The sequence below is a fragment of the Pseudomonas sp. Tav-5-1A genome (assembly GCF_055755055.1).
This window is the reverse complement of record NZ_CM146901.1, coordinates 2696958-2714750: the sequence shown is the minus strand read 5'-3', so window position 1 is coordinate 2714750 and position 17793 is coordinate 2696958. Positions and strand designations below refer to the sequence as shown.

Below are 17793 nucleotides of genomic sequence, written 5' to 3'. Positions count from 1 at the left end.
GCGGCCTGGTGGCCGCTGCTACAGGTTTAGTGCTCTTTTTGGGGACATGACGGGGGGTTCGGTGAGCGAAGTGGCGCTTTTATGGGGTAGCCGGGGCTGCCGTATGCATGGCATGAGGTGGTGACTTGCACGTCATCGCAGGGGAGAAAGTGAACAGTGATTCCGCAGGTTTGCTGGTTGGTGTAGTCCGCCACTGACACCCACTTGTCAAGGCTACGCGTCTGAGCCTCGACCTTCTCCTTCCATGCAAAAAACTTGGGACGGTCGGCGAACCCCGGAAAATCCTCGGAGTAGGCACTACCTGTCTGCCACTCTATGCGTACACCCATATCCGGATGCCAAATTGCTGGTACTGCGTAGCAGCAACCACCGCCTCCGCTGCGGTAAGGTCCAATAATATCCGCTGCCGACCGACCATCGACGCTGAAGTAGTTGATGGCCTGCCCTGTGTGATTGATACCTACGATTACGTTGGCCGAAACCGGGCCAGCAGCAACCCCCATCAGCAAAGCGACGAAAAGCATTCTGACATCGATGCTGTAATCAGGGCCGCGATAGGTCATCAATTCCCCCTTGTCGTGTTCCAAGCGCCAGGCATGCGGCGCGGTTGATCCCGGACTCTAAGGACTTCAAAACAGAAAAGATGTAGGACATATCCGACCCTAACCACGCTTTTTCCGAAAACCCGAAAGCCCCGTAGCAGCTGCCGAGAGGCTGCGTCCAAGGCCACAGGATTTGCGGCGCCTGGGACGCGGCCTGGTGGCCGCTGCTACAGGTTTAGTGCTCCTTATGGGGACATGACGGGGGGTTCGGTGAGCGAAGTGGCGCTTTTATGGGGTAGCCGGGGCTGCCGTATACATGGCATGAGGTAGTGACTTGCACGTCATCGCAAGGGAGAAAGTGAACAGTGATTCCGCAGGTTTGCTGGTTGGTATAGTCAGGTACCGAGACAATCTTGCTATGTCGGCGTTTTTGCGCCTGGACCTTGTCGAGCCATGCGTCGTATTTGGCTTCATCCGCAAAACCGGGAAACTCGTCAGCCAGCTTGCTGACCCCGCTGGCACCGGTTTCCCAGTCTATCCGTACAGTCATTCCGGGTTGCCAGCGAGCAGCGGTCCTAAAACAACAAGCCCCGCCCCCGCCTTGATAGGGGCCAATGCTATCGATGGCCGAACGCCCGTCCACACTAAATTGCTCTATGCCCCGATGAGTGTGATTTATGCCAACGATTACATTGGCGGAAACCGGGCCAGCGACGATCCCCATCAGCAAAGTGGTGCACCACGTTTTGATGGAAGCTGTCCATTTGTGACGAGATTGGCAGCTACCCTCACGCCAAATCATCGGCTGCCTCGTCCTCCAGTTGGGCGTGAAAGGCAGCCCATCTGGCATTAATCGCCTGCTGGGCCCTCGCGATATGTTCTGGGTCCCGGGGAAAATATGCCATGCCGGATGTGTCGATTTCGCCGTGAATCGCCACTTCCCTGCGGCTGGCTGTACCAAAGAACACCATGCGTTCGCGGAAATAGCTGCCCATTGGCTCGCGGCCGAACGAATGGAGAAACCAGGCACGAGAGTCATGTACCTGATCGTCGAACAAGTCTCGCAACAGCCCTTCGGGCATGCTCGCATTGCGATACTCATCGACCTCGCCACGAATGTTCTCGTCGACATGGTTACGATAGCCTGCAAAGGGCGGAAACAAGCGACTGACCTTTTCCCTGCCAGATGCCTTCATGTGCAGCGCCTCGGCATACACATTGGCCGTGATGATGCGGGCGACAAACGCGGGAGGGCCGTAGGCTGGTACCAGGCGGTTGAGTGCTGCCGCCATCAAACGGTCATTGCGGTAAGCCTTGGCGAACTCTTCGGCAGCTTCGCGCAGCTGTGTGCGCGCCAGGTCCGGATCGAAGGTCGGGATGCCTGGCTGAAACGGTCTTCTATCACTTCCAGGCCGGTGGAGCGACACCTGCAGCTTACGCTGATCCTCGATTACAACCTGGCGATCATCTCGCTGTTTTTTTGCCAGGTTGTAACTGAGCGGATCACTGTGGCTGTCGGTTGCTTGTTTATAAAAAGATGTATTTATCAGACTGGTGAAGGCGTATCGATCAATCCTCCAGGCGGTGATCCAGGCTAGTTGAACGCGCAAGGCACGCTCGAGAGAAGTGTCGGCGAGAATCGGCTCAAATTGCTCCTTCATTACGTCGGTCTGGTGGGTCAGGTTGGAAGCCAGCCCCACTGTCACCTGGCGCCATGCGTTGAAGCGGCTAACCAGAGTAGGGTCTATGTCGAGGGCCAGAACCACGTTATCTTCCAAAACTCGCCAATGCTCATTGTGGAGACCCGCACCCAATGCCCGCTTCTCTACTTTCAAAGGTGCGCCATGTGCAAAGGCATCCGCATACAAATCATGTAGTGCAATTTGCGACACTAGGGAGCCATCGCTTCGCCCGCCCCCCTTCCCCTGATCGCCCGGCAAATACCCACCCCCTAAATCCGAATGCACCCCGGGATAAATCACCTCAATGCAATTAGGCGGATAATCCCCAGTCTGCCGACGAATCGACTCAAGTGGAAAACTCACCCGTTGTTCATGAGCCGCCACCAAATGCAGACAGCGCTTGACCAAGCCACTGGCTGGCAACTGCTGGTTGCCGTCAGCCCACCCCATGTGGCCGCGCGCGCCAGGCACTATGTCGGCTATACCCACTGAGGCTACCGTGTCGAGAATCCCCAGATACTCTACGGTGATGGGTATTTCCAGATCGCCAAATGACAGGGTCGGACGCGAGCGCATTAATTCGTCCAACCAACTGACAAACGCGCGCGCTGCGGCCGCCCCTCGAGAAAAGCCATACACGTAAAGCTTGATACCCAACAACTTGCAAACCCCTGGCGTGGGTTGCAGCACTGCATAACGCAGTGGGGCCTCTATGGCGCTAAGTTGTTTGGTGAACTCGGCCAAGCGGTGGCGTTGGCCGCTCACTCCCTCGAATCCCGGCCAGGTCCCCATGGACTTGACGGCTGCCGACAACACTTCGGTGGCTAGCGGCGGCTGGTCTAGGGTTCGACGGATGGCGTCGATGATCATCAACAACCCCCAGTTGACGCGTTCTTCGCCGAACCAGGCACTGGCCAACCCGGCGGTGCTGTAATCAAGATCACCCATTTCCGGAAACGGCGTGCCTACCCCCGGCATGTAATATTTGAAGTACGAACCCAGCCCGACCCCCGCATTGTCAATAAGCCCGCGAGCCTTATCACCTTGATGTGTTGTTCCACCCGCAATGCCATCCCCAATGCAAGCGCGAAAAAGCCGAGCGATGTTGGTCGGGTGGGGGACTTCCGACTGCAGCAAGTCGTTATTCAGGTTATTGCCAGTGCCGTCGAAGCACAGGCTGATGTGCAGGGTTTTGCAGCAAGGTGGCGTCACGCGATAGTTTGCGGCAATGGACAGGGCATCCTGGTAGTCCCTTTCCATGCTCTCTTGACGATGAATGTTTCGGGCCACTTGCCCCGCCTGCCGTGGCAGCCGCCCCGCTTCCGGAAACTGTGGCGGATACCAGACAGGGGAATGCCCTGTTCCGGATATTTCCGTGGCGCTGGTCGTTGAACGTGGAGCATCGCTGCTGTAATCAGGGCCGTGAGATGTCATCAATTCCCCCTTGTCATGTTCCAGGCGCCGGGCATGCGGCGCGGTTGAACCCGAACTCTAGGGATTGCAAAACAAGAAAGATGTAGGACACATCCGATCATCCCCGCGCATTTTCCGAAAACCCGAAAGCCCCGTAGCAGCTGCCGCCAGGCTGCGTCCAAGGCCCCACGATCTAAAGCGCCAGTGACGCGGCCTCGCGGCCGCTGCTACGGTGTGATGCCGCGCCGGGAAACGGCGTCTAGTCACCGGCATTCCAACAACAAGGCCCCCCATGCAAACGCTCCTCAACCAGATCCTCGACGAAGTCCGCCCCCTGATCGGCCAGGGCAAGGTCGCCGATTACATTCCCGCACTGGCCGAGGTGCCGGCGAATCAATTGGGCATTGCCGTGTATGGCAACGACGGCAGCCTGCACAGCGCCGGCGATGCGTACACGCCGTTTTCGGTGCAGAGTATTTCCAAGGTGTTCAGCCTGGTGCAGGCCATCGGGCATTCCGGGGAGGCGATCTGGGAGCGGCTGGGGCATGAGCCGTCAGGGCAGCCGTTCAATTCGCTGGTGCAGTTGGAGTTCGAGCGTGGGCGGCCGCGCAATCCGTTCATCAATGCCGGGGCGTTGGTGATCTGCGACATCAACCAGTCGCGCTTTGCCGCACCGGCGCTGTCGATGCGTGATTTCGTCCGGCGGCTGTCCGGCAACCCCCATGTGCTGGTGGACGGCAAGGTGGCGGAGTCGGAGTACCAGCATCGCTCGCGCAACGCGGCCATGGCGTACCTGATGCAGTCGTTCGGCAATTTCCACAACGAGGTGGAGGCGGTGCTGCGCAGCTACTTCAGCCACTGCGCGCTGCAGATGAATTGCGTGGACCTGGCCAAGGCCTTCTGTTTCCTCGCCAACGAGGGCTTCTGCAAGCACAGCGGCGAGCAGATCCTGACGGCGCGGCAGAGCAAGCAGGTGAATTCGATCATGGCCACCAGCGGCCTGTACGACGAGGCCGGCAACTTCGCCTACCGCGTCGGGCTGCCGGGCAAGAGTGGCGTGGGCGGCGGCATTATCGCCGTGGTGCCGGGGCAGTTCACCGTGTGCGTGTGGTCGCCGGAGCTGAACGCGGCGGGCAATTCGCTGGCGGGGATGAAGGCGCTTGAGCTGTTGAGCGAACGGATCAACTGGTCGGTGTTTTAGCCCGACGCGGCCTTTGGCCGCTGCTACGAACCCGCGTAGCAGCGGCCAAAGGCCGCGTCCCCTCCCCTCACTGCCCCAAGTCAGCCAACAAATCCGCCTGCACAATCTCGATCCAGTACTCGTCCGGGTCGCTGATGAACGCCACGTGCTTCATGCCTTTGTCCAGGCGCTTGACGAACGGCACCTGCAGCCGCTCGAAGCGCGCGCAGGCTGCCTCGATATCCGGCACGCTGAAGCAGATGTGGCCAAACCCGCGCGGGTCCTTGTTGCCGTTGTGGTACTGCGAGTCGTCGCTCTCGGTGCCCCAGTTGTGGGTCAGCTCCAGCACCGACTGGCGGCCGAAGGTATACACCTGGCGGGCGCCGCGCTCGTCCGGCACGTCCTCGCCCGCCGTCATGGCCAGGAACAGCAGCGAAAACCTCGCCTCGGGGAAGTCCACCTGGCGCAGCAGGCGCATGCCCAGCACGCGGGTGTAGAAGTCCAGCGAGCGGCACGGGTCCTTGACCCGGATCATGCTGTGGTTGAACACGTAGGCTTGGGTTTCGGCATCGGGCTCCAGGCACACGCCTGGCTGGTTTTCGCTGATGAAGGACATGGCAGGGGCACTCAAGTGAGGTGGCCCAGTCTAGAACTGCCGCGCCACAGCCGGGTAATAGGCGCCTACTACGGGTCTAAGCTTATTCCAACGTAGTAGGCGCCTATTACCCGCCCCCCGCTGGCGTTACTACTATGGGTTGCGTGACAACAACAATAAGAAGGACTTCGCCATGAGTAACCTGACACTCGATCGTCGCCGGTTTCTTCAGGGCAGCGGCGGCGTGCTATTGGGCACGCTGCTGTTCGCCAGCGGTCCCATTGCCCTGATGGCCCCCAGCCAGAGCTGGGCCCTGCCCATGACCACCCTGGACAGCGACAGCGGCGACAAGCTGCTCCTGATGATCCGCCGCATCTACCCCCACGACACCATGGAAGACGCGGTCTACGCCTTCCCGGTGCAGGCCCTGGACCAGAAGGCCAGCACCGACCCCGGCGTCGCCGACACCCTCAGGCAAGGCATCGCCACCCTCGACCAGAAGGCCGGCGGCGACTGGCGCAAGCTCGACGCGGCACGCCAGTTCGCCATCCTCCAGGACATCCAGGACACGCCGTTCTTTGCCCTGGTGCGCGGCAACGCGGTCAATAGCCTGTACAGCAACGAACTGGCCTACCTGCACTTCGGCTACGAAGGCGCGTCCTTTCCCAAGGGCGGCTACCTGATGCGCGGGTTCAATGACCTGTCCTGGCTACCCGCCCCACCCGCCTCGGCCAGCCCCGATCCGTTCTCCTGAGGAAGCACGCCCATGACCAACTTCAACCATGACGACGACTCGGTCGTGGTCGTCATCGGCTCGGGTGCCGGCGGCGGCACCCTGGCCAACGAACTGTGCCAGAAAGGCATCAAGGTGGTGCTGCTCGAAGCCGGCGCGCGGCAGAGCCCGGGCACCTTCATCAACGACGAATGGCCATCGTTCTCGCAGCTGGCGTGGGGCGACACGCGCACCACCTCCGGCACCTGGCGGGTGGCCAAGGACTTTCCCAACCTGCCCGCCTGGATCTGCAAGACCGTGGGCGGCACCACCACCCACTGGGCCGGCGCCAGCCTGCGCCTGCAGGAACACGAATTCCACGCGCTGCAGACCTACGGCGCGATCCAGGACGCCAACCTGCTGGACTGGCCGGTGACCCTGGCCGAACTTGAGCCCTACTACGCCCGCGCCGAGGACAAGATGGGCGTGACCCGCACCAACGACATCCCCGGCCTGCCCGGCAACAACAACTTCAAGGTGCTGTACAACGGCGCGCAGAAGATGGGCTACACCGAGTGCTCCACCGGCCACATGGCCATCAACAGCCGCCCACGCGCCAACCGCGCCTCGTGCCAGCAACTGGGCTTCTGCTTCCAGGGCTGCAAGATGGGCGCGAAGTGGTCGACGCTGTACACCGAAATCCCCGCCGCCGAGGCCACCGGCAAGCTCGACCTGCGCCCTTCATCACAAGTGGTGCACATCGAACACAACGACCAGGGCCTGGTGAACGCCGTGGTCTACGCCGACGCCACCGGCCAGCTGCAACGGCAGAAGGCGCGACTGGTGGCGGTGGCCGGCAACGCCATCGAGACCCCGCGGCTGCTGCTCAACTCCCACAGCGGCCGGTTTGCCAACGGCCTGGGCAACGGCGCCGGCATGGTCGGCAAGCACTACATGCGCCATACCACCGGCTCGGTGTTCGCCGAATTCAGCGACCCGGTGCACTTCTACCGCGGCACCATCATGGCCGGCATCATCAGCGACGAAGTGAAGTTTAAGCCCGACCGCGGCTTCGTCGGCGGCTACGAGATGGAGACGATCTCCCTGGGCCCGTCGTTCCTCGGCGCCTTCTTCAACCCCGGCGCCTGGGGCCCGGATTTCACCCGGGTGATGGAGCAGTACACGCACCTGGCCGGCCTGTGGATCGTGGGCGAGGACATGCCGCGCGAGAGCAACCGCGTCACCGTCAACGACCAGGTCAAGGACCAGTTCGGCATGCCGGTGGCCAACGTCCACTACGACGACCACCCCAACGACCTGGCCATGCGCGAGCACGCCTACACCCAGGGCCAGGCGCTGTATACGGCGGTGGGCGCGCTGAAGACCCACCGCGTGCCGCCCTACCCCTCCACCCACAACCTGGGCACCTGCCGCATGAGCGCCAAGCCCGAGGACGGCGTGTGCAACGGCTTCGGCCAGAGCCATGAAATCGCCAACCTGTTCATCAGCGACGGCAGCCAGTTCACCACCAGCGCGGCCGAGAACCCGACGCTGACCATCGCCACCCTGGCGATTCGCCAGGCGGACTACATTGCCCAGGCCATGAAGGACCAGCGCGTCTGACCGTCAGTCAGTGGCCCACGGCCGCCGCGTACTTGCGCGCGGCCGGTGCCACGTCGATGTTCTCGCCCCAGCGCGGCATGTCCTCCACCTCCAGGCCGAAGCTGTCCAGCGCCCGTGCCACGGTGTGGTCGACGATGTCGGCAAGGCTCGTGGGGTGGGTGTAGAACGCCGGCACCGGCGGGTGGATCACCCCGCCCAGGTCGCTCACGGCCAGCATGTTGCGCAGGTGCCCGGCGTGCAGCGGCGCCTCGCGCACCATCAGCACCAGGCGCCGGCGCTCCTTGAGCACCACGTCGGCGGCGCGGGTCAGCAGCGTGGTGGTCACGCCGCTGGCGATTTCGGCCAGGGTGCGCACCGAGCACGGCGCCACCAGCATGCCCAGGGTGCGGAACGAACCGCTGGCGATGCTGGCGCCGACGTCGGCGATGGGGTGCACGTGGTCGGCCAGGGCATACAGCTGCTCGCGGCTGAGGTCGGTCTCGTAGGAGCGGGTCATCTCGGCGGCCTTGGACACCACCAGGTGGCTCTCCACGTCCAGGGCCTTGAGCATCTGCAGGGCACGGATGCCGTAGATGATGCCGGTGGCGCCGCTGATACCCACCACGAGGCGTTGGCGTTTAGTGCTCATGCTGGCCTCCGGGGAAACAGTTCTGGGGCGTAGGGGTGCGGGTCGACGTCGACGAACTCGGCGCGGGTGAAATGCTCACGCAGGTGGAACGGCGCGGTGCAGTCGAAGATGGTCTTGCAGGTGTTGCCGCGCACCAGCAGCGCCGGGTTGTATTCCGGGCCTTGGGAGGGGTCCAGCACGTGGCCGGGCACGCCGGGCAGGAACAGCGTGTCCATGTCGCCCTGGTAGCGGGTCTGCATGGCCCACAGCACGTCGTTGGAGTCGAAGGGGTCGACGTCCTCGTCCACCAGGATCACGTTTTTCAACTCGCGGTACACGCCCAGGGCAATGATCGCCGCCTGGCGCTGGCGGCCTTCGTCGCCGGCCTTGCGCTTGGCCACCTGCAAAATCGCCAGGAACTTGCCGCCACCAGCGGTGTGCGCGTACACATTGACCAGGAAGCCGGGCATGGCCAGGTCGACGGCGTTGCGAATGCTGGCCTCGGTGGGAATGCCGGCCAGGTTGGTGTGCTCTTCGCCCGGGCCCACCAGGGTCTGCAGGATGGCCTCGCGGCGCATGGTCACGGCAGTCACGCGGATGATCGGCAGCGCCGGGTTGGCCGGGCCGTTGTAGCCGGGAAACTCGGGCATGGCGTGGCCGGTGTTGGTGTTGATGTCTTCGCGCATGCGCTCATGGGGCAGGATCTCGCCCTCGATGACAATCTCGGCGCGGGCGATGGACTTCTGGTTCACGGTCACCGCGTCCACCAGTTCCACGCCGGTGCCGCGCAGGCCACCGGCAATCTTCAGCTCGTCGTAGCCCAGTGGCGTGGTCGGTGCTTCGAAACAGGCGCCGATCGGGATGGCCGGGTCCAGGCCCATGTTGATGGTGATGGGCAGCGGCTTGCCGGCGGCCTCGGCCTTCTGGCGGAAATGGTCGATGTGGCGGTCGGGGGCGAAGAAAATCGTCAATTTGTCACGGTCCTGCACGCACAGGCGGTGGATGGTGACGTCGGTGTGGCCATGCTCGGGGTCGCTGCCCAGCACCAGGCCCAGGCAGAAGAACGGCCCGGCGTCCTCCTCGGTGTTGGTGGGGGCCGGCAGCAAGGTGCGGATATCGAAGTCGGGGTCGTCGGCGTGGAAGACGATTTCCTGGCACGGCGCGTCGGCGTGGTCGACCATCACCGGGTCGACGGGGTTGCGCACCGCCTCGCCCATGCGTTCGGCGAGTTTTTCCGGGGCGCTGTCCAGCAGCAGGCCGACGCGTTCGCGGCTGGCCATCAGGCCCACCAGCACGCGGGAATGGGGGTAACCTTCAATGTTGTTGAAGATCATCGCCGGGCCCAGCTGGGTCGGGCGCTTCACCGTGCCGCCCGCGCCGATGCGGCGGTAGACGCCGGCCAGTTGCGCGTGAGGGTTTACCGGGTGGTCGGTTTCCAGCAGCTGGCCGGGGTGGTCTTGCAGGCGGGCGAGCGCGCTGCGCAGGTCGTTGATCGGTGGCTTGGGCATGGGTTCTTCGCCTCTTTGGCTGTACACGTAAGGTGCAACCACAATGAACCCGAATGAATGGATGATCCATCCACTGGAAGGTGTGTTATTGATAAGAAAAAACTTATAATCCAGCCATGACGACTTCCCTGCGCCGCCTCGCCTACTTCCTCGACGTGTGTGAAACCCTGCACATCGGCAAATCCGCCGAGCGCCTGGGCATCGCCCAGCCGGCCCTGAGCCAGCAGATCAAGAAACTCGAAACCGAGCTGGCGGTGCAGCTGTTCCTGCGCCGCAAGCGCGGCATCGAGCTGACCGTGGCCGGTGCCGCCTACCGCCTGGAGGTGCAGCGCCTGCTGGCCATGCACGAGCAGGCCAGCGAGGTGGCCCAGCGCACCGCCCGTGGCGAGCTGGGCTCGATTCACCTGGGGTATGTGGGCTCGGCGATGTTCGAGCCCGAGTTCCCGTCACTGCTCAAGCGCCTGCGCAGCCAGTACCCCGGCGTGCGCCTGGCCCTGCATGAGCAGCGCATCGAGGACCAGCTGGCCGCCCTGCAGCGTGGCGAGTTGGACATCGCCGTGGTGCGTGCGCCGGGCGTTGAGCTGGGGCCGCGCCAGCACAAGCGCGTGGGCTCGCGGCGGCCGCTGATCGTCGCCCTGCCCAACGACAACCCGCTGCTGGCGCAGGCCGCGGTGAGCATCACTGACCTGGCGCCCGAGCCGATGATCAGCTTCGACGACCCCTCCAGCCTGGCTATCCTGCAGATCGCCCACACCCTGGCCCAGCGCGCCGGCGTGCAGTTGAACGTGGCCTGGCGGGTGCCGGAAGTGGCGAGCATTCTCGGGCTGGTGGCGGCGGGCATGGGCTATGGCATCGTGCCGGCGTCGATTGCCAGCTTGGCGATGCCCACGGTGAGCTTCCGGCCGCTGACCGATGAAGGCGCCTACGCGGAGCTGTGGTACGTATGGAACGAAGACCGCATCACCCCCGCCATCCAGCGCTTCCTGGACCTCCTGTAGCAGCTGCCGCAGGCAGCGTCCCGGCCCCCCGCTGGCCAAATCAAGGCGCATAGCGCAGCGGCAACCGCGTGGAATACTTGATCTGCTCCATGGAAAAACTCGAGCTGATGTCCGACAGCCCCGGTATGCGAATCAGCTGCTTGTACACCGCGTCATACCCCGCCACGTCCGGCACCGCCACGCGCAGTAGATAGTCGGTGTCGCCGGCCATGCGGTACACCTCCACCACCTCTTCGATATCGGCCACGGCGCGGTGGAAGCCTTCGATCCACTCGGCGTTGTGCTGGGTGGTGCGGATCGAGACGAACACCACCACGCCCACGTTCAGCTGCTTGCCATCGAGCAGCGCCACGCGGGCGCGGATGATGCCGGTTTCTTCCATTTTCTGGATGCGCCGCCAGCAGGCGGTGCTGCCCAGGCCGATCTGGTCGGCGATGTCGCTGACCGAACGGGTGCAGTCCACCTGGAGGATGTCGAGGATAGCGCGGTCGAGTTTGTCCATCAGAAGGCCTTGAAAGCGGGTTTTGGCGAATTTTATTCGCACGCGGCAGGGAATGACAGGTGAATATTTCACGGCGACCAGCGGTCCCGGGTGTTCAGCTGCCCTTCAGGTTGGCTTGGTATAACGGGACCAAGGCCCTGATACATCACCCCGGAGGCACCGCCATGTTTCGAGCCGTCCACCTGCACGTCAGCTTCCCGCGTTTCGGCAAAAACATGTTCCGCCAGCACGTGGTGCTGCGCAGCACGCCCACGCTGATCCACAATCCGCGCTACGCCGCGGTGCTGATGCCCCAGACCAGCCGCCACTTCAGCAGCGAGGTGGTGGGCCTGAACGACCCATTCCGCTTCCTCAACGCTATTTTGCAGGCCAACCTGCTGGACACGCCGGTACACCACCCGGCGGCCTGAACGCAAAAACCTCGGCGGCACATGCCGCCCATTGCCTATTCTGAGATCACCGCGCTGAACCCTGCCGGCCGCACCCGGTCTGTAGGTGCAGCCAGCATGTCGCTGCCCTTCCCTTTTTCGGAGACGCATTGTGATCTCGACCCTGCACCTGGCCAGGCTCAAAGCCTGGGGCGCCCATGGTTTCACCGCCACTGGCGTGGTCACCGCCTTCCTGGCCACCCTGGCGCTGTTCGAAAACCAGCCCAAGGCCTGCCTGATGTGGCTGGGCGTGGCGCTGATCGTCGACGGCGTCGACGGCTCGCTGGCGCGCCGGGTGAACGTGCAGACGGTGTTGCCGCATTTCGACGGCTCGGTGCTGGACCTGGTGATCGACTACCTCACCTACGTATTCATCCCGGCGCTGTTCATCTACCGCTATATCCCGCTGCCCGACTACACCGCGCTGGTGGCCACCTCGATCATGCTGGTGTCGTCGCTGTTCTGCTTCTGCAACGTCAACATGAAGAGCAAGGACAACTACTTCCAGGGCTTCCCCGCCGCCTGGAACGTGGTCGCCCTGTGCCTGTACACCCTCAGCCCGTCGCCGTGGTGGACCCTGGCAACCATCGTGCTGCTGGCCCTGCTGACCGTGACCCGGATGAAATTCCTCCACCCGTTCCGGGTGCGCCGCTTCATGCCCGTGAACATCGCCGTCACCGCCATCTGGCTGCTGTGCAGCCTGTCGCTGGTGCACGACCACCCGGCCATCAACCCGCTGGTGCTGACGCTGTGGCTGCTGATGTCGGCGTACTTCCTTGGCGTGTGCCTGTGGCGCACGGCGGCGGACTGGTTCCACACCCAACACCCGTAGCAGCAACTGTCTTGTGGGAGCTGGGGGCCGGCCATCCGGTTCTACCCACGAAAAGAACACTGCGGCCTGTCTGATACTGCGCGGTGTGGCTTTCGCGGGCAGAGCCCGCTCCCACAAGCGGCCGCAGGCCGCGTCATGGGCTTTAGAACGCCGGGACTACGTCGCCGTGGTAGCGCTGCTGGATGAACTGCTTCACCTGTGGCGAGGTCAGCAGCGCGCCCAGTTTCTGCACCGCCGGGTCGTTGGCCTTGTCGCGGCGCACGTACAGGTAGTTGGCGTAGGGCGAGTCCGAGCTTTCGATGAACAGCGCATCCTTGTGCGGCTCAAGCCTGGCCTCCAGCGCGTAGTTGGCGTTGATCAGCGCCAGGTCCACCTGGTTCAGCACGCGTGGCAGCATGGCCGCTTCCAGTTCCTGGAACTTCAGGTGCTTGGGGTTGCTGACGATGTCCTGGCGGGTGGCCATGATGTTGCTCGGGTCTTTCAGGGTAATCAGGCCTTGCTTGGCGATCAGCAGCAGGGCACGGCCCGAGTTGGCGGGATCGTTGGGAATGGCGATGGTGGCGCCGTCCTTCAGCTCGGCAATATTCTTTATTTTCTTCGAGTAAGCCCCGAACGGCTCGATGTGCACCGCCACGATCGGCACCTGGTCGCTGCTGGGACGGTCTTTCTTGTAAGCCTCGTAATACGGCTTGCTCTGGAAATAGTTGGCGTCCAGCAGGCCTTCGTCGGTCTGGCGGTCGGGCTGCACGTAGTCGGCGAACACCTTGACGTCCAGGGTAATGCCTTCCTTGGCCAGCTCCGGCTTGAGGAATTCGAGAATCTGCGCGTGGGGCACCGGCACCACGGCGATTTTCAGGGTTTCGGCATAGGCCGAACCGACGGCGGCGACCAACAGCGCCAATGACAGAGCGACACGTTTCAAGATGGTTTACCTTCGAAGCGTTTCAGGGAAAAGGACGACAGGTCAAGGTCGGTGGTGCCGCGGGTGCACCACTGGGCGAAGGCTTCGCCCAGCGCGGCGGAGTGTTTGAAGCCATGGCCCGAGCAGGCCGACACCACCAGGGTGTGCGGCAAGGACGGGTGTTCATCGATGATGAAATGGCGGTCGGGGGTGACGGTGTAGGCGCACACCGCCGATTTCACCACCCGCGGGCCGACGCCGGCGATGCGGCCCTGCACCTGCTGGGCGTACATGGCCTGCTCCTCGGCAGGCGCCACGCGGCGGTCCAGGGTGTCGGGGTGCGAGGCGGTGTGGTACTGGGCGGTGGCGATCTTCACGGTGCCCTCGCCCGGCAAGGCGGGGAAGCCGTAGTTGACCTTGTCGTCGCCGCGGCCGTGGGTCAGGATGAAGGTCGGCGAGGCGCCCAGCAGCGCCTCGTCCGCAAGTTCGAACCAGAACAGCTGCTGGCGGTACACCTCCAGCAGGCCGTCGAATGGCGCCCCCAGCAGGCCACCGGCCCAGTTGCCGGCGCTGATCACCAGCTTGTCGGCCTGCAGGGTGCGCTGGTCGGTGGTTACCGTCACGCCCTGGGCGTCCGAGGTGATCGCAGTCACGGTCTCGCCCTTGTACAGGGTAGCGCCGTGCTGCTCGGCCAGTTTCAGCTGTACATCGATGCAGCGCTCGGGTCGCACGAAACCGCCACCCGGCTCGAAATAGCCGATGGCATCGTCACGCACGTGGGCGAACTGCGGGAAACGTTGGCGGATCTGCCCGGCGTCGAGCACTTCGTGTTCGATACCGTAGGTCTGCGCCAGGCCAATGGTGCGCAGGGTGAAATCGCTGCTGTCGCTGGGGTCGAAATCCGGGCTGGAGGTCAGCACCAGCAGGCCCGACTGTTCAAACAGCGCCTCGCCCGACAGCGCTTCCAGCTCGCGCCAGATGCGGTGCGAGTTGCGCACGATGGGCACGTACTGCGCGCCCTCGCCCACGGACAGCCGGGTGATGCGCGTGTCACCGTGGCTGGAGCCGAAGGTATGGGGCGGGTGATGGCGGTCGATGCCCGCCACCTTCACGCCCATTCTGGCCAACTGGTAAACGGTGGCAGCGCCCATGGCGCCCAGGCCCAGGACCAATGATTCGAATCGTTCCGTCATCAACTGTCGTCCCTGCAAAAGGCGTGTAGTTGATTGAAAAACGTCAGCAAAAACAAAGATTAAAAAATTATAACCTTATGCCCGTAGCAGCGGCCGAAGGCCGCGTCAGCGCCAGTCGAGAATCCGCTGCGCCGCGGCCAAATCGGCTTCAAGGTCATGCTGCCACAACCAATCGAAACGGCTGGCCAGGGTGGCTGACAGCGCCTGCTCTTGGCGGGCGAACGACAGCGCGCGTCCTTCGTAGAGGTCCCCCGCTTCGCGCGAGGTCTGCTGCACGCGGCTGGCCCGTGGCCGGCGCAGGGCGTCGTAGGCCTGCAACAGGGTATCGGGCGCGGTGCCCAGGGCGCGGCGGTCGCCCAGCAGGCGCGCCAGCAGCCAGGCATCTTCCAGGCCCTGGCCGGCGCCGGCGCCCTGGTGGGGCAGCATGGCGTGGGCGGCGTCGCCGATCAGCGCCACCCGGCCATGGGCGTAGCCAGCCAGCGGCTCGATGTCGTGCAGCGCCCACAGCGACGGCGGCGGCATGCAGCCCAGCAGCACCTGCACCGCCGGGCACCAGCCAGCGAACGCCTGCAGCAGTTCGGCGTGGCTGGCGGCGCGTACCCAGGGCTGGTCCGCCGGCCAGGGCGTGGCGTCGGTGACGAACGCCACCACGTTGATCAAGCGCCCCTGCTTTACCGGGAAGGTGAGGATGTGCGCATCCGCGCCCAGGTACATCTGCGGCACGTCGATCAGGTGAGTGTCGATGCCCTGCTCGGCGTAGGCGGCGCGCAGGTGCGCGCTGTCGATCAGCCCGCGGTAGGCACGGGTGCCGCTGAAGCACGGCACCACCGGCGGCTGGCCCAGGCCTTCAAGCACGTGCTGGCGCAGGCTGGACTTGATGCCGTCCGCGGCGATCAACAAATCACAGCGGTGCTCACTGCCATCGGCGAAGGCAACCGTGGCCTGCCCCGCCGCCTGTTGCACCGCCACCGCACGTTTGCCGAAGCAGGCCACGCCGGGCGGCAGCTGCCGGGCCAGGGCGTCGAGAAAATCGGCGCGGTGCACCGAAGACTGGCCCACTCCCGGCGCCACGCTGGCCCCCAGGTAGCCGGCGTCAGCGCTGCGCCGCCACTCGAACCACACGTCCTGCCAGGGCGCCGGGGTGGCGTCGGCGATCTGCCGGTACGGCCCGCCCAGGCCCAGGCCTTCGATGGCGCGCACGGCGTTGGCGCCGAACGACACGCCAGCGCCGACTTCACCAAAGGCCGCGGCCGCCTCGAACAGCTGCACCTGCAGATGTTGATGGCGCGCCAGGTCCAGGGCCAGCGCCACGCCGGCGATACCGCCGCCGACGATGCCAATACGCAGAGCAGTTTGCATGGGGAAATTCCTGTTGTTGTTGGAGTAGCCCGAGCATGCCCGCCTCACCTCTATTGATAAATGGCGCAAACTGCATAGACACTATCACCACCCTGAATACGCACCGGGACGACCATGGAACTGCGTGACCTGGACCTGAACCTGCTGGTGGTGTTTCACCAATTGCTGCTGGACCGCAGCGTCAGCGCCGCCGCCGACAGCCTGGGGCTGACCCAGCCGGCGCTGAGCAATGCGCTCAAGCGCCTGCGCAGCCGTCTCAACGACGAGCTGTTCGTGCGCACCCGCGAAGGCATGGCGCCGACGCCCTATGCGCTGCACCTGGCCGAGCCGGTGGCTCAGGCCCTGGCCACCCTGCGTGGCGCGCTGAACCACCCGGCCGGCTTCGACCCGGCCAGCAGCCAGCGGCGCTTCGTGGTGGCGATGACCGACATCGGCGAGATCCATTTCCTGCCGCGCCTGCTCGAGACCTTGCTGCAACGCGCGCCGGGCGTGGGCGTCACCACCCTGCGCGCCCACCCCGGCCTCAACGAACAGCTGGCCAATGGCGAGGTGGATCTGGCCGTGGGCCTGCTGCCAGGCCTGCAAGCCGGGTTCTACCAGCGTTGCCTGTTCCACCACCGCTACGTGGGGTTGTGCCGCCAGGGCCACCCGCTGACCCGGGGCCCGTTGACCGCCGAACGCTACTGCGCCCACGGCCACGTGCGCGTGGTGGCCGCCAGCACCGGCCATGAGGCCGTGGAGGCGCACCTGAACCGCGCCGGCCTGTGCCGCGACATTCGCCTGCAAATCCCGGACTTCGGCGCCCTGGGCCACATCCTCCAGCACAGCGACCTGGTCGCCACCGTGCCGCAACGCCTGGCCAGCAGCTGCCTGCAACCGTTCGGCCTGGCCACCGTGGCGGTGCCGGTGGCGCTGCCGGACATTGCCATCAACCTGTTCTGGCACGCCAAATATCATCGCGACCCGGCAAACCAGTGGTTGCGCGGTTTGATGGCCGAAGTGTTCACTGATTGAATCGCTGCCGCGCCACTCCATTATCGACGCCAAGGACCTGCCATGCCCGCACCGGACGCCAACACCGCCCTGCTGATCATCGACATGCAACAGGGCATGAACACCCCTGCCCTGGGCCGCCGCAACAACCCCGGGGCCGAGGCGCACATCGCGCAACTGCTGCACGCCTGGCGTACGGCGCAGCGGCCAGTGGTGCACGTGCGGCACATCTCGCGCACGCCTGGCTCGGTGTTCTGGCCGGGCCAGGCGGGCTGCGCGTTCCAGCCAGCGCTGGCGCCGCTGGACCACGAGCACGTGGTGGAAAAAAACGTCCCGGACGCGTTCATTGCCACTGGGCTTGAGCGTTGGCTGCATGTGCGCGGCATTCGCCACGTGGTGATCGCTGGCGTGGTAACCAACAACTCGGTGGAAGCCACGGCGCGCACCGGCGGCAACCTGGGCTTCGCGGTGCAGGTGGTGGGCGACGCCTGCTACACCTTCGACCAGGTCGACCTCAACGGCCGCACCTGGCCGGCCGAAGACGTGCATGCCCTGTCGCTGAGCAACCTGGCGATGGACTACGCCACCATCGTCGACACCCACGAGCTGGTATGACACTACGCCCGGACGCAGCCTGCGGCAGCTGCTGCATCCTGTGGGAGCTGGCTTGCCAGCGAGCTGTTGGGGCCATAAAAGCTCGCTGGCAAGCCAGCTCCCACAAGACA

18 protein-coding genes are annotated in these 17793 nt (G+C 64.3%); 8 read left to right on the top strand and 10 right to left on the bottom strand.

The window, feature by feature from the left end:
- Positions 1-26: 26 nt before the first annotated feature.
- The 3 genes from AC0J42_RS12460 to AC0J42_RS12450 all read right to left on the bottom strand — a co-directional run bounded on the left by AC0J42_RS12460 (position 27) and on the right by AC0J42_RS12450 (position 3658).
- Entirely contained in the window at positions 27-503 is a 477-nt protein-coding gene (locus AC0J42_RS12460) for a DUF3304 domain-containing protein (protein ID WP_473006850.1), read from the bottom strand.
- 274 nt (positions 504-777) lie between these two features.
- Positions 778-1266 carry a DUF3304 domain-containing protein gene (locus tag AC0J42_RS12455; protein ID WP_473006849.1) on the bottom strand — a complete coding sequence of 163 codons (489 nt, stop codon included), beginning with the start codon at positions 1264-1266 and terminating at the stop codon, positions 778-780.
- A 64-nt stretch (positions 1267-1330) separates the two neighbouring features.
- The gene (locus AC0J42_RS12450; protein WP_473006360.1) at positions 1331-3658 is read right to left on the bottom strand and encodes a T6SS phospholipase effector Tle1-like catalytic domain-containing protein; all 2328 of its coding nucleotides are present in this window, start codon (positions 3656-3658) and stop codon (positions 1331-1333) included.
- A gap of 271 nt (positions 3659-3929) precedes the next feature.
- Here AC0J42_RS12450 and glsB point away from each other — a divergent pair, with 271 nt between their 5' ends.
- Positions 3930-4838 carry a glutaminase B gene (gene glsB / locus AC0J42_RS12445; protein ID WP_473006359.1) on the top strand — a complete coding sequence of 303 codons (909 nt, stop codon included), beginning with the start codon at positions 3930-3932 and terminating at the stop codon, positions 4836-4838.
- A 67-nt stretch (positions 4839-4905) separates the two neighbouring features.
- On the opposite strand, the gene gloA is transcribed toward glsB, so the two are convergent.
- Positions 4906-5433 carry a lactoylglutathione lyase gene (gene gloA / locus AC0J42_RS12440; RefSeq protein ID WP_473006358.1) on the bottom strand — a complete coding sequence of 176 codons (528 nt, stop codon included), beginning with the start codon at positions 5431-5433 and terminating at the stop codon, positions 4906-4908.
- A 172-nt stretch (positions 5434-5605) separates the two neighbouring features.
- Here gloA and AC0J42_RS12435 point away from each other — a divergent pair, with 172 nt between their 5' ends.
- On the top strand, positions 5606-6166 hold the full coding sequence (locus AC0J42_RS12435; protein ID WP_416423851.1) for a twin-arginine translocation signal domain-containing protein: 561 nt from the start codon (positions 5606-5608) through the stop codon (positions 6164-6166).
- Between the two features lie 12 nt (positions 6167-6178).
- The gene (locus AC0J42_RS12430; RefSeq protein ID WP_473006357.1) at positions 6179-7747 is read left to right on the top strand and encodes a GMC family oxidoreductase; all 1569 of its coding nucleotides are present in this window, start codon (positions 6179-6181) and stop codon (positions 7745-7747) included.
- Between the two features lie 7 nt (positions 7748-7754).
- On the opposite strand, the gene AC0J42_RS12425 is transcribed toward AC0J42_RS12430, so the two are convergent.
- Complete coding sequence (locus tag AC0J42_RS12425) at positions 7755-8375, bottom strand: UbiX family flavin prenyltransferase (RefSeq protein WP_473006356.1); 621 nt, start codon at positions 8373-8375, stop codon at positions 7755-7757.
- The gene (locus AC0J42_RS12420) at positions 8372-9862 is read right to left on the bottom strand and encodes a UbiD family decarboxylase (RefSeq protein WP_473006355.1); all 1491 of its coding nucleotides are present in this window, start codon (positions 9860-9862) and stop codon (positions 8372-8374) included. The genes AC0J42_RS12425 and AC0J42_RS12420 overlap by 4 nt, the downstream gene beginning before the upstream one ends.
- Positions 9863-9978: 116 nt before the next feature.
- Here AC0J42_RS12420 and AC0J42_RS12415 point away from each other — a divergent pair, with 116 nt between their 5' ends.
- On the top strand, positions 9979-10860 hold the full coding sequence (locus tag AC0J42_RS12415) for a LysR substrate-binding domain-containing protein (protein ID WP_416423847.1): 882 nt from the start codon (positions 9979-9981) through the stop codon (positions 10858-10860).
- Positions 10861-10900: 40 nt separating this feature from the next.
- On the opposite strand, the gene AC0J42_RS12410 is transcribed toward AC0J42_RS12415, so the two are convergent.
- Positions 10901-11362: an Lrp/AsnC family transcriptional regulator gene (locus AC0J42_RS12410; RefSeq protein ID WP_416423846.1), complete on the bottom strand. Its 462-nt coding sequence runs from the start codon at positions 11360-11362 to the stop codon at positions 10901-10903.
- Between the two features lie 164 nt (positions 11363-11526).
- Between AC0J42_RS12410 and AC0J42_RS12405 the strand changes: the two genes are divergently transcribed.
- On the top strand, positions 11527-11772 hold the full coding sequence (locus AC0J42_RS12405; protein ID WP_416423845.1) for a hypothetical protein: 246 nt from the start codon (positions 11527-11529) through the stop codon (positions 11770-11772).
- Between the two features lie 130 nt (positions 11773-11902).
- Positions 11903-12622: a phosphatidylcholine synthase gene (gene pcsA / locus AC0J42_RS12400; protein ID WP_473006354.1), complete on the top strand. Its 720-nt coding sequence runs from the start codon at positions 11903-11905 to the stop codon at positions 12620-12622.
- Between the two features lie 142 nt (positions 12623-12764).
- On the opposite strand, the gene AC0J42_RS12395 is transcribed toward pcsA, so the two are convergent.
- The 3 genes from AC0J42_RS12395 to salA form a co-directional block, all read right to left on the bottom strand.
- Entirely contained in the window at positions 12765-13544 is a 780-nt protein-coding gene (locus tag AC0J42_RS12395; protein WP_473006353.1) for a MetQ/NlpA family ABC transporter substrate-binding protein, read from the bottom strand.
- Positions 13541-14716, bottom strand: a complete 1176-nt coding sequence (solA, locus tag AC0J42_RS12390; protein WP_473006352.1) for an N-methyl-L-tryptophan oxidase — start codon at positions 14714-14716, stop codon at positions 13541-13543. Before solA ends, AC0J42_RS12395 begins: the two co-directional genes overlap by 4 nt.
- 105 nt (positions 14717-14821) lie before the next feature.
- A complete protein-coding gene (gene salA / locus AC0J42_RS12385; protein WP_473006351.1) occupies positions 14822-16075 on the bottom strand; it encodes a salicylate 1-monooxygenase in 1254 nt (417 codons plus the stop codon).
- Between the two features lie 114 nt (positions 16076-16189).
- On the opposite strand from salA, the gene AC0J42_RS12380 reads away from it, so the two are divergent.
- Both AC0J42_RS12380 and AC0J42_RS12375 read left to right on the top strand, forming a co-directional pair.
- Positions 16190-17089: a LysR family transcriptional regulator gene (locus AC0J42_RS12380; RefSeq protein ID WP_473006350.1), complete on the top strand. Its 900-nt coding sequence runs from the start codon at positions 16190-16192 to the stop codon at positions 17087-17089.
- 42 nt (positions 17090-17131) lie between these two features.
- The gene (locus AC0J42_RS12375) at positions 17132-17683 is read left to right on the top strand and encodes a cysteine hydrolase family protein (protein WP_416423838.1); all 552 of its coding nucleotides are present in this window, start codon (positions 17132-17134) and stop codon (positions 17681-17683) included.
- Positions 17684-17793 lie beyond the last annotated feature (110 nt).